The sequence below is a fragment of the Sodalis praecaptivus genome, assembly GCF_000517425.1.
Classification (GTDB): domain Bacteria; phylum Pseudomonadota; class Gammaproteobacteria; order Enterobacterales; family Enterobacteriaceae; genus Sodalis_A; species Sodalis_A praecaptivus.
On the sequence record NZ_CP006570.1, the window covers coordinates 227,349 to 239,544 of the forward strand.

Here is a 12,196-nt window from a genome sequence, read left to right on the forward strand (position 1 = left end):
CATTTTACTCTTGACATGACTCGTCTGATATCTCTCGTTCTATAAAATGTTTCGGACTATACTAATTAGCTTATTTAGTTCTGTTCAAGGCGATCAATTTCATAGCTTCTGGGCGCGAAATGTTACTTATTCTGTCTACCTTTTGGCAGTGACAGCATCGGCGTGCTGATGGTCTGCAACACTGCGGTAATTCAGGTCAGTTTGACTGCGCCCGCTTTTTTTCTTGAGGATCCGTTGCTTAAAGCATCGTAATAGAACATGCGGTTAATTGGAATGTTGCCTGATCCTGCCACTGACCTCAATCTTTAATTCGTGTGCGTTGCCCCATAGAGGTTATCGCATAGTAACCTCTTCCTCTATCCTCACCTCGATTTGTTTAGAGATTTTCCGCTTTGGATGAGATCGTGAAAATTATGCCCAAGTTACGTCATTGAGTGAAGAATTTGCCCTGTCATCGTTATATTCCTCCCGCCAGCACTCCGGTGTTTCCTGAGCATTATCCATTGACAAGAAACAATGAGTGCTTAAAAAATTCATCGCTTAAGTTGCCATTAGCCGGCTCGCCAAGCGGATGATCTATGGCGATCCCGAGCGTGTAAAGTCTATCGTGAGCTTATTTTCATTCGGTCATTTCAAACGCTTTGAAAATAAATGCATTACAACTAGCTGCCTCGGTATCGGAGGGATGCCGTCGAGTGTGTCGTAGCGTTATCATTAAAGCGCTGCAAAATGTGTTGTCACCAAACCCTCGAGTATTCACGCATGCGGCTTAAATGACAGCGGCCGCTGGTAACGCCGTTTACGGTTGTGCCGGCGCGGGACTCACTGAGTGGAGCTAAATCATGTTGAGGTAGTTGGAAGATCATTCCTTGTCTGTAAAACGAGCATGGGATAAAGACAAGGGTACTTTTGGACAAGGGGACCGGCAAAAACGCCTCCCTCTTGTTCCTTGAGCCGTAAGGGAATTTGGGCGGGGTTAGTTGCACCAGTATAGTTTTCACGGATCGCGGGCGCTATGATGCGGCGGAATTTTGCCAGGGAGGCGCTATATTACAGGTTAATTGCCAGCACGACGCGTTGTTTAAACGGTTCCTCGGGGATATCGCCGTGGCGCGGGATTTTTTGGCTATCCATTTGCCGGCGACAATTTGCCGTCAATGCGATCTGCGAACGCTGGCGATAGCGCCGGCCAGTTTCGTCGAGGAGAACTTACGCAGCCAGCTTTCCGATATGCTGTACTCGGTGAAAACCGCGAGCGGGGAAGGGTATATCTACTGCCTGATAGAGCATCAGTCGCGCCCTGAGAAGCTGATGCCGCAGCGTATGCTTCGCTACAGCCTGGCGGCGATGCAGCAGCACCTTGATCAGGGGCACGAACAATTGCCGGTGGTGGTGCCGCTGCTGTTTTACCATGGGCGTTCGTCGCCCTATCCGTACACCACGCGTTGGCTGGATTGCTTTGCCGACCCTGAGCTGGCAGAATCGGTGTATATGCAGGCGTTCCCGCTGGTGGATATCACGGCGATGCCGGATGATGAAATCCTGACCCACCGACGCATGGCGCTGCTGGAGTTGGTGCAAAAGCATATCCGAACGCGGGATGTGCTGGAGATGGTAAATGACATCGCCAGGTTGTCTAAACGTTGGCCGCTATCGGCGGCCCAGTTTCGCAGTCTGGTCTATTATATTGTCATGCAGGGAGAGACGTCGGCCGCGGAAGAGTTTCTGCGGGCGATGGCCGAGAAAGCAACGGATTATCAGGAGGACATTATGACGATTGCACAACAGCTTGAAGCGAAGGGATTGCAAAAAGGGATACAAGAGGGGTTGCAAAAAGGCCTTGAGCTTGGCGAGCAGAAGGGGCTCCTTCTCGGCCGTCAAGAAATGCGCCTTGACATAGCTCGCCAGCTTATCAACAGCGGCATAGAACGAGAAGTGACAAAACGTTCTACCGGTCTGTCTGATAATGAGTTGGACGCGGCATGGCTAAAGCCGTAAGCTGCAGTTTTAAGTTACACAGTAATGAGCAAGAGAAGGCCATATTATGAGCTGAAAGTAGGTTTATTGTATCATTAGAGTGATTTTCTCTTTATTTCGCCCCAGATAGGCCAATGCCGTATAGCTATCCCACTAAGCGGGTCTTTACACTAAGGGGTGTATGTCAACGCTCATCATCTACTACATTCCGATTCAATTAATTAACTAAGAAGACTTAAGGATTGCGACTATTTAAAGGAGGGAATTCTATGACCGACAATCAATATAATAAAGATTCGACCAAAGAAGAAATAGGCTTGGCGCGCTATTTTTCGGGACGTATGACGGTAGTCGAATATACAGAAAGAGAATCGTCTGCGGCGTTAAATATTGCAGCCAAATTACAACCGGTTATACGGTCTGGTATTAAGTATAGTACCTATCTTGGTATGCTCGAAGCCATTAAATCTGCCGCGAATAAGACAGATAGGAGCGTCGATGCCATCATGAAAATTTATGAAGATATGCAGCTGCGAGAATTTGACAATATCCATAGTCTGGAAGTTAAGTTTAACCACTTCTATCATAATATATTAATGTATTCCAGTTTTGCCAACTATTTGACCAGCATACTTGAAGAGGCGAAGCGGGCTATGCACACCGCGGTTGGGCAGGGGGATAATTTCGGGGTGAGTTTAGAGAAGTTTATCCAACGAAAAATGACTGGCATGATAAAGGATTTTGTAAAAATCGAACCTAGTGAAGCGCAACTCACGGTAATTAACCAATTAGCGCATTTGGCCAGAATCACGGCTGAGAAAGAAAATGATACTATTAATGATTACATTTCAGACGGACAACAACAAGGACTTAGCAAAAATGCAGAGAAAGATGTCATGCCGTCATCAGGGATCGTGGCCTTCGTCATCACCACCACGGCATTGGCAGTAGCAGCCTCTTGTTTAGGCGCTGCGGCGATTGAATCCGGTGGAAGACCGAATGAAGCTGTTACCAATGGTCTTCTCAAAGGCGCTGCCGACCTATCGGAAACGCTGAGATCAAGGGTATTTTCGTCGTTTGACAGTGAGGGGACGCTACAGGGCATTGCCTCTATTGACCATTCTTCGATAGAAAACGTCGCTAGCGTGAATGAAATGACGCGTGGCGGGACAGAAATAATGTCGATTAATGCGGACCACGCAGTGCAAGTGCCTGCCGCGTCAGACATCACTGAGATGGATGAAACAGACCCGACGACGGCTGAAACGACAGAGGGTCTGGATAAAGTTACCCTTCTACAACAATTGTCGCAGCGTTTGGAACAAATGAGAGAAAACGTGCGCGCGGCCCGAGAACTCGCAGCATCAAGTGTCCGAGATGCCGATGCCGCTCTCGATGAGATGAAAACAGTATTGGGTCGAGGAGTAGTGCGCGCTGAAAACGGCAATAACACTTTGCGCATAAAAGAAAGTTTTATAGATTATGCGACAAAAACGGCCAAAATGGAAAGAGATGTCTCAATGTATAAGGCGGAATTAAAAATGCAAAAAGATTTATTACTAAAGATCAACCGACTCAAAGGTGGAATATTATCAGAATTGGAGGAGCCTGATGCTGTTTTATCCATGAGTTCCTCGCTTTAATAGATTGTTGATCATAAATTGAACCGGTACAATGCCGATAATTGCGCAACTGATATATTCAGACTATCCATTTCTCATTTGACCACGCTGGTAATTTTACCCCAGTCCGGCGGATGTTTAACGTCAAGTATGGCGTTTAGTGCAGGTTATCAATGCAGCTGATGCGTCTTCCGCCCGGCAACGTGCGCCGGTATAGTTTTCAATGATGCCCCTGATGTTATAGGCGCAGAACGCATCTCCATTTTGTCTGAGGGTTAATCTATGCTAACAACTGAAACACCCAAAACTGTGTTGTTGGTTGGCGCTTCGCGCGGGCTTGGTTACGCAATGGCCGTTGAGTTTCTCAAACATGGATGGAACATTGTAGGCACGGTTCGTGACAAGCACGCGAAAACGCTGCTGCATGAGCTGGCGGGGCAATATGGTGACCGGGTTAGGATTGAAGAGCTTGATATCTGCGACGCCGTACAACTTAACGCACTGCAGAATCAGTTGACAGGTGCAGTTTTTGAGATGTTATTTGTCAACGCAGGTACCACCAATAAGGATCCGACACAAACAATTGGCGACGTGTCCACCGAGGAATTCATTGAGGTTATGCTGACCAATTCTCTGGCGCCGATGCGTGTAATCGAAAGCTTAGAAAATTATGTCTCTGCTTCGGGCCTAATCGGTGTGATGTCTTCGGGGCAGGGCAGCATCAGTAATAACGAAACCGGTCAACGCGAACTGTATCGAGGCAGTAAAGCCGCATTGAATATGTTTATGCGAAGTTTCGCAGCACGTCAGTCTGGTAACGGACGTGCGCTGGCGGTGATGGCCCCTGGATGGATCCGCACCGCATTAGGGGGACCTGAAGCCCCGTTGACAATAGAGGACGCTATTCCCAGCTTGGTGAGTGTCTTATTGGAGAAACAAGGAAAGCCAGGTCTGGAGTACCTTGATTATCGCGGTCGTACGGTGCCTTGGTAAGACAAGGGTGAAGACGTTAATTAGAATTGAAGAGTATGGATAATACGTGACGCCGTCACAGCAGGGCGCGAAGCTGAACCTTTGGCGGCGGGCGCGGGCGGTTGCGCACCGCTCGATTTCTGGCTATAAACAAGCGAGCCGGGTTAGCAGAAGAGGCGGGTCGGTGTGGTGATGATTTTCATAATAAATCCATCAATTCTCAATTTGGAATCAATTTTGCATACTTGCAATACTTCCGCAGGAGGAACCTATGCGCCATCTCGACACCGATACCTTAGCCGCTTTCCTTGCCATCTACCACTACGGCAGTTTCACTCAGGCGGCTAACCAATTGGGCAAAACGCAGGCGGCGGTGAGTTTAATGTTGCGCAGGCTTGAAAAACAGCTCGGCCAGCGGTTATTGGAACGCTCCCGTCATGGCATCACCCTCTCCGAAGCGGGTGAAAAATTAATAGGTTATGCCCAGCGACTACTGGCCTTGGAAGAAGAAACGCTGGCCGCGTTGGGTTGTCTGGACGCGAAGACACGCATCCGCATCGGCATGCCGGATGACTACCTTGGCACTATTGGCGCCGCTTTGATTGAAAACTTTTCGCAGAAATATCCCCAGTTCCAAATAGAGATAGTCAGCGACCTTTCGTTGAAATTGGAGAAAATGCTGGATGCGGGGCTATTGGAAATGGCCATTTTGACGCGCCTGCCGGGGGATATCAGCGGCGAATTCTTGCGCCAGGAAGCACAACTATGGTGCACCGCGCCCGGGTGCGCGCCAGAATCTCGTAACGTGCTGCCCCTGGTGTTATTCCCAGAAGGCTGCCGCTCTCGGCCAATGGTGTTGGCGGCGTTGGCGCAGGCGCGGCTTCGTTGGCGTGTTGTGTGTAGCTCATCGCATCTCTCCGGTGTGCAAACCGCAGTACGCGTTAGTCAAGCGGTGACCGTCCTACCTGCCTCGGTGATCCCGAATGATTGGCGGATCCTAGGTCCGAATGAACAACTACCGGCGCTGCCGGCATTGGATCTCGCGCTTAAAGTACCGGCTGATGCGCATATCGGTACGCGCCGGCTGGCCCAGTTTATTCGGGAACTAGCGGCGCGTCCGCTCGCTGAGACACCCCCGTCGCTTATGCCTGCCCTGCGTTGATGGATTCGATACAGGCGGTTGCTAAGCGATCAACGGTGCCCTCATCATGGCTAAAGGAAAGATAAAAGCGCCCAAACGCCGGCGGCATCATCAGCACCTGACGCGTGCGTAATTGGAAATGCAGTTGGCGTGTCCACAGGCGATCCACTTTCGCTAATGCGTCATCGTAGCCGTGCGGCGCGCTGGCGTGCGGCCAGAAAGTGAACACGGTACCGTATCCGCTGCTGCTGAGTGGCCCAGTGACCTGCTGGCAAACCTGCGCGCGCAGTCGGTCACCGCGCTCTAATAACGCCGTATAATCAGCTGATTGCAGCGCCGTAAGCGTGGAGATGACCGCGGCGCAAACCGGCGGGTTGCCATTGTAAGTGCCTGCATGACTTGCCTTACCCTGTTCAAACACCGCCATCGCCTCCGGTTTCCCGATGAGGGCCGCCACCACGCTACCGTTACCGATTGCTTTGCCAACGGTCGCGTAATCGGCGTCGATGCCGAATAAGTGGCCGGTTAAGCCGCAATGCAATCGGAAGCCCATGAGCACTTCATCCAGGATTACTTTTGCACCATAGCGGTGCGCCTGTTCCACGAGATATGCGAGATAACCCTCGGCAGGCTCGATACAGCCTGCATTTGCCATCACTGGTTCGATCACCACCGCGGCAATATCTTGCTGCTGGGCAAACAAGGCATCCACATCGGCGATGTCGTTATATTTCAATAGCAGGGTGCCGTCACGTTCCGGCCGTTGGCCGTTCATCTGTGCATCCAGCGAACCGGCATTGCCAAACGCCACCGGCTCAAACCAGCCATCATAACCCGCCGCAAATTTGACGATTTTCCGTTTCCCTGTACAGGCTCGCGCCGCTCGGCAGGCCAGGTGTACCGCCTCACTGCCGGAGTTGACGAAAATGACTTTCTGCAATTCCCCAGTAAACTGGGTCAGCGTCCGTGCCGCTTCTTCTTCCAGAGTATGGGAGAACGCGGGCATCATCATTTTCCCCAGCGTTTGCGACACCGCATCAACCACCGCAGCAGGATTGTGGCCTAGCAAGGTTGCGCCGAACCCCAGCGCCGTATCCAGCCAAGCATTGCCCTGGACATCCCATAAATAGGCCCCTTGCGCACGGGCAATCATTAACGGCTGACCGTTAAATTCAGGCAAAGCACGGCCCGCGCTGGATATTCCACCAACTAAATGTTTCATCATATTGTCCCGACACACTGTCAATCAGTAGCCTAAAAGAGAAGGGAGCCACCCGGTCAGCGAAGGAAACATCACCACTAATAAAATGGCGAAAGCCGTCGCGAACCAAAAAGGAATTAAACGTCTTGATACCGGCCCAATATCGATTTTGGCCACGTTGCAAACCACGAAGATATTTGTGCCTATGGGCGGTGTGAATAATCCCCAGCCGAGCGTTAGCGTGAAAATCAGCCCAATTTGTAGCGTGTCGAATCCCGCATGTTTGGCAATCGGCACCAGAATAGGCGCTAGGATAATCATCGCCGGACCAAGATCGAGCCAGAACCCAACCACTTTTAACACCACAATAATCAACAACATCGTCATCAGCGGCCCAGCATGCAAATCGGCGATCCACTGTGCGGCAAGATGGGGTACTTGCGTGACGGTTAATAACCAGCCAAAGGGTACCGCCACCGCCATGATAATCATGACCGAACCGGTAATGGCAACCGACTCGATGATGGCAGGGAAAATGTCGCGCCAGCGTAATTCCCGGTAATAGCCGCCGCCGACCACTAGGGCATAAACCACGGACAGCCCCGCCGCTTCGGTAGCCGTCACAAAGCCGGTAATGATTGCCCCTAACACGAAAACCGGCATGAACATCGCCGGTAGCGCCGCCAGGAAATCGCGCCAGAATACCCGAAATTGAAAGCGGCCCTCCAGACGAGGGAACCGTTCGCGAACGCCGATAGCATACGCGGTGATCATAAACACCAACGCCAATAAGCATCCCGGCACAATGCCGGCGACAAATAAACCGCCGATTGAGGTATTGGTCAGCACGCCATACAACAATAAGATCACGCTCGGTGGCACAATAATGCCCAGCGTTCCCGATGCCGCCGTCACCGCCGCAGAGAAGTCGCGCGGGTAGCCTTTGCTTTCCATTACCGGGATCATGACTTTGGCCACCGTACTGGTATCGGCGGTGGCCGATCCGGTTAGGCCGCCGTAAACGAAGGCGGTTGCCACGTTCACCAAACCTAATCCACCGCGGAAATGGCCGAATAAATGCTCAGCGACCTGCATGATGCGATGGGTCAATCCGCCCCGGTTCATCAATTCCCCTGCGAACAGAAACAACGGTATGGCAATTAATGATGAGGTATCCGCGCCGCGGATCGTCTGTTGCGCCAGCCAGGCGATGGGCATGGGAAAATCGCCCAGCATGAGCGCCGCAATGCTGCCGCCGGCGATCGCCCACGCGATAGGCACGCCGATCAACAGCAATATCAGAAACGCCAAAATGAGGATAATGACCGTCATTTTCCCGCTCCCGCACGTGAAAAGAAAAAGAAGCCAATACGCCACAGGGAGAGAAAGCTTAATAAAACGGCAAAACTTAGGAGTGAGAGCGTAATGATGCCGTTTGGCAACCGCAATACCGGTGTCGGTACCCAAGCGGAAGAACGCCAAACGGCGATACCGCTCGTCAGCAACCACAGGCAAATAGCGAGCAGAACCAACATCGTGACCAACTGTAACCAATGTCGCGCTTTGGCCGGCAGCAGGGCGACAGCGCTGGTGAAGCGCACATTTTCGCCGCGCATCTCCGCCAGCACCGCACCGATGAACGTGACCCAGATAAAGGCGATTTCGGCGGTTTCAAAGGTCCATTCCAACCCGGTCCAACCGAAATAGCGTGCCACGATGCCCAACAGCGTGGACCCGAGCGTGATAAGAAACAGCACCAAACCCATCACTTTCAGCGCCGCCAGCACAATTCGCGGGCCGCTTACCGCCAGGTTGTTGACCTCAGACATGATGCCCCTTACTCGCTGGCCGCGTCATGGCGCAACTGCTTGACGAAATCCGCGCCCCATTCTTTACTGAACTGGTCATAAACCGGACTCACTTTAGACAGAAACTGCGCGCGATCCACATCACTGAATACGACGTTTTTAGCTTTTAGTTGTTGTGTTACGTTGGCATAAACCTGGTCGAGTTGGGCTCGGTACCAAAGGGTGATATCCGCCACGGCGCTTTCCAGCACCTGTTTATTCTCTGCGCTCAACCCATCGAAAGCTGCTTTATTCATGAACCAAAAATTGGCAGACCAGATATAATTCGCCATCGAGACATGTTTCACAACTTCATACCAGCGCTGATCGTTAAAATCACGTAATTCCGGCTCCACGCCGTCAACCACCCCCGATTGCAGCGAGGTATAGACTTCACCAAAGGGAATAGACTGGGGCAGCCCTCCCAATTGTTTGATGGTGGCCAGAATGACAGGGTTGGGTGGGGTGCGGAGTTTCAGCCCGGCGAGATCCGCAGGTGTGGTAATAGCGCGTTGCGTGGCGAACTGGCGAAAGCCGGAATCCAGCGCTGACAGCATCACATAGCCGCGCGCTTCACCCATGGCGAGAAATTTCTTGCCTTCAGCGCTGTCGAGGAAATGATGCACCGCATCGGCATCCTTGAACAAAAAAGGCAGCGATACCGCATTCAATCGAGGATCAATGGCGTCCACTACCCCGCCCAGTCCCATGGTAATGGCGCCAGAACCGGTGGCGTCAGCGATAGCCCCTTCATCGCCCAATTGTCCATCAGGGAATAGCTGTATTTCTAATTGGTCATGGGACTGTTTCTTGACCTCGGCGGCGAAACGGACCATCGCCTGGTTTATCAGACTGTCGCTGCTTGACGCGTGGGCCAGCCGCAGGGTTTCCGCGGCATGTGCCATAAATCCCGCACTGCAAAGCGCTAACGCCAGCGCGCCATGACGGAGTGAAGAACGCAGGGATGCAGCCATTATGAGTCCTCTTACATTTGTGCCTAGGTTATGAATGTTGCCAGCATAAAGTGGACAGGTCGGAATGAGAAATAAAGAGTTTTAATGGCGCATGCTAAAAATTTATGCAGCCTTTGCTATGTCTTCTCAAGCGCCCCTATCGACCTAGATGATTTCCCCAGCACGCGATAAAAGCCGCGGCAGTCTGGGTAGCGAGACAAATTTTATCCGGCGTGGAGGATATACGGCGAAAGGGTCAACCGACGTCACGCTGTGCGCGGCATCTGGGCTAAAACTAACGTTATGTCACAACATCATTGTCTAATTTCCCGTGCAGCTGATAAAAGCAACATGGCCGTAAGTTGTTGGGTGCGATACCTCGATCGACCGGGCTGCCGCGCACTATTGCGCCTGTTCATAAGTGTGTATGACTTTTCACCGTCCGTATCTGTAGTCCAGGGGAAGATGTTATGTCTCAGGCAGTGTGTGCATGCGGCAACGGGGAAGTAGAAGGGAGGGGCGTTGGGCGAGCGCGAATACCTAGACGGGTCATCGCGCGAGTGAATCGTTTTTTTATATATGCCGTTCAACCCATTCTCTATATTGCCTCTTGTCGGCAACCCTCGAAACGGATAAGGGATAGCGCTCAAACAGCGTCACTTTTTTTACGGTTATTGACCTTACAGATGACCCAATCATTGATTTTTTTTTGCCACCAGCGCAGATAAATTTAACATAATAGGATGAATTACATGAGATTAGATATTGCGAGAAATGTTGTGTCCTTGTTGCACAGACTGCCAGTTCCGACAACAGCGAAAAAAAGCTCTGGAGGTGTCTTAAGATTAGTGGGGCGAATTGATAATACTTCTGCTGCGCCACCCAAGCCTGTGAGCTCAGCGAAGTCAGAAAATAGTGGCGTAAAGAGTCAATTGCCGTCCAAACTTAAGCAAAGTATTGCCAATGTATTCACCACCCAAAACGGATCCAATGCCGCTTCACTGGCGAAAACCAACCGGGAAGGCAACGGAGCATCGGTAGGCAAATTAAATATGGCCAAGTTTGCCCATATAGAGAAATGCATAGGGAATAAATCAGCCAGTGAGGTGCTGTCCTTAATAAAGGAAAATAAAGCTCATTCGGCCGAGGCAATAAACAAACCTAATACTGCGAATGTAGAGCGCACCCTAGGGGCACAACCCCAATTATCAAAGGCCGTTTCTCCAGCGCCGCTGAAAATGGACGGCCAAGGTGTGCCCGTTCCGCCGCCCTGGATGGATAGTTTGCCGGTCGTGAAACATACCTCAATATTGGAGACAAAAGACGCCGATGTGAATACCGGATCAACAGCCAAGTTTCACTCCAAGCCGACGCAATCCTCTGAGGGTACCCTTTGGAGTAAGAATCTGCTTGATGATCTTCAAAAAGCGTTCAATTCATTAAGACAAAAACGGTGAAATCACTCGTGAAGTGAGGACGCCTAAAGCATGGAAAAGGACCGCTAATCTTCGGGTTAGGAGATCCTCGCGGGCGGGCGTAAACCCGTGCTCTTAAGCTGGAAGCCGCCCACGCTAAAGCCTGCCTTCGCGTCGCGGTTATTGCCGTCCTAATCTCACCTATAGGCATCAGAAATTATGGCCTACAAGGACTAAGGGGCTTCACGTCAGCTTGCGCTGAGCGGCTAATCGTAATGAAGGTTATTTCGCCTATCATGGGCCCCTGCGATAAGCACTTGGCGTCATCCCGGTCTGACGTCGGTACATACTTGAGAAGGCCCCCGGGCTGTCGTAGCCCAGATCCAGCGCCACGCTGGTGACGGATTCACCTAATGACAGGCGTGTTACGGCGGCCATAATACAAGCCTGCTGACGCCATTTCCCGAAGGACATTCCTGTCTGTTGGCGAAACAGTCGAGAGAAAGTCCGAGGACTGCAATGTAAATTGTCAGCCCATGCGTCGGCTGGCAGAGTAATACGGGGGGATTTTAGAAACTCCCTGCATAATAAAGACAACCGCTCATCTTGCGGCAGGGGGGCAAACAGCGGTAAGGCTGAAGCAGCGCGTAATTCATAGAGGGCGAGACGAAGGATATCTCCTTCCCGGCCGTATTCATCGTATAATGCCGGAATGTCCTCGCTTGCCAGCAGGAGCTGATGGAGCAGCGGCGACACTGTCAAAGCTTCACATTGATGAGTATCACGCACCTCGAGCGTTTTCTCGATATACAAACTGCGAGTACTGACGCCCCGCATCAGTACCTGATGTCGTCTTCCTGCTGGGATCCATACGCCAGAAAAAGGAGGCACGACCCAAGCGCCATCATCCGTTTCCACTTCCATCAGCCCACTAATCCCGTACAGAAACTGGGCCCGTCGGTGGCTATGCCGGGCGAGTAAGGTATTGGGTAAATAATCCGTGCCGATAGCCAGCACCGATCGTTCCACAGCATCCACTTCCGAAAGCGGGATATTACGCATTATTAA

Annotated in this window: 10 protein-coding genes; 5 read left to right on the plus strand and 5 right to left on the minus strand. The window is 51.5% G+C overall.

The window, feature by feature from the left end:
• Positions 1-1,047 precede the first annotated feature (1,047 nt).
• The 4 genes from SANT_RS21920 to SANT_RS21935 all read left to right on the plus strand — a co-directional run bounded on the left by SANT_RS21920 (position 1,048) and on the right by SANT_RS21935 (position 5,733).
• Positions 1,048-1,998, plus strand: coding sequence for an Rpn family recombination-promoting nuclease/putative transposase (locus SANT_RS21920; protein WP_040133606.1), 951 nt, complete (start codon positions 1,048-1,050; stop codon positions 1,996-1,998).
• 248 nt (positions 1,999-2,246) lie between these two features.
• The gene (locus tag SANT_RS21925) at positions 2,247-3,620 is read left to right on the plus strand and encodes a hypothetical protein (protein ID WP_025424368.1); all 1,374 of its coding nucleotides are present in this window, start codon (positions 2,247-2,249) and stop codon (positions 3,618-3,620) included.
• 261 nt (positions 3,621-3,881) lie between these two features.
• The gene (locus SANT_RS21930) at positions 3,882-4,592 is read left to right on the plus strand and encodes an SDR family NAD(P)-dependent oxidoreductase (RefSeq protein ID WP_025424369.1); all 711 of its coding nucleotides are present in this window, start codon (positions 3,882-3,884) and stop codon (positions 4,590-4,592) included.
• Positions 4,593-4,842: 250 nt separating this feature from the next.
• Entirely contained in the window at positions 4,843-5,733 is an 891-nt protein-coding gene (locus SANT_RS21935) for a LysR family transcriptional regulator (RefSeq protein WP_025424370.1), read from the plus strand.
• On the opposite strand, the gene SANT_RS21940 is transcribed toward SANT_RS21935, so the two are convergent.
• From SANT_RS21940 to SANT_RS21955, 4 genes are read right to left on the minus strand one after another with little or no spacing between them, the layout of a single operon-like run.
• Complete coding sequence (locus SANT_RS21940; RefSeq protein ID WP_025424371.1) at positions 5,714-6,934, minus strand: aspartate aminotransferase family protein; 1,221 nt, start codon at positions 6,932-6,934, stop codon at positions 5,714-5,716. The genes SANT_RS21935 and SANT_RS21940 overlap by 20 nt on opposite strands.
• A 24-nt stretch (positions 6,935-6,958) precedes the next feature.
• Positions 6,959-8,245 carry a TRAP transporter large permease gene (locus tag SANT_RS21945; RefSeq protein WP_025424372.1) on the minus strand — a complete coding sequence of 429 codons (1,287 nt, stop codon included), beginning with the start codon at positions 8,243-8,245 and terminating at the stop codon, positions 6,959-6,961.
• Positions 8,242-8,742: a TRAP transporter small permease gene (locus SANT_RS21950; RefSeq protein WP_025424373.1), complete on the minus strand. Its 501-nt coding sequence runs from the start codon at positions 8,740-8,742 to the stop codon at positions 8,242-8,244. The genes SANT_RS21945 and SANT_RS21950 overlap by 4 nt, the downstream gene beginning before the upstream one ends.
• An 8-nt stretch (positions 8,743-8,750) precedes the next feature.
• Positions 8,751-9,734, minus strand: a complete 984-nt coding sequence (locus tag SANT_RS21955; RefSeq protein ID WP_025424374.1) for a TRAP transporter substrate-binding protein — start codon at positions 9,732-9,734, stop codon at positions 8,751-8,753.
• A 731-nt stretch (positions 9,735-10,465) separates the two neighbouring features.
• Between SANT_RS21955 and SANT_RS24380 the strand changes: the two genes are divergently transcribed.
• Complete coding sequence (locus SANT_RS24380; protein ID WP_148296379.1) at positions 10,466-11,170, plus strand: hypothetical protein; 705 nt, start codon at positions 10,466-10,468, stop codon at positions 11,168-11,170.
• Between the two features lie 252 nt (positions 11,171-11,422).
• Here the strand turns inward: SANT_RS24380 and SANT_RS21965 are convergent, their stop codons facing one another.
• Positions 11,423-12,190 (minus strand): AraC family transcriptional regulator, encoded by a 768-nt coding sequence (locus tag SANT_RS21965; RefSeq protein ID WP_025424376.1) that lies wholly within the window; start codon positions 12,188-12,190, stop codon positions 11,423-11,425.
• Positions 12,191-12,196: the final 6 nt, after the last annotated feature.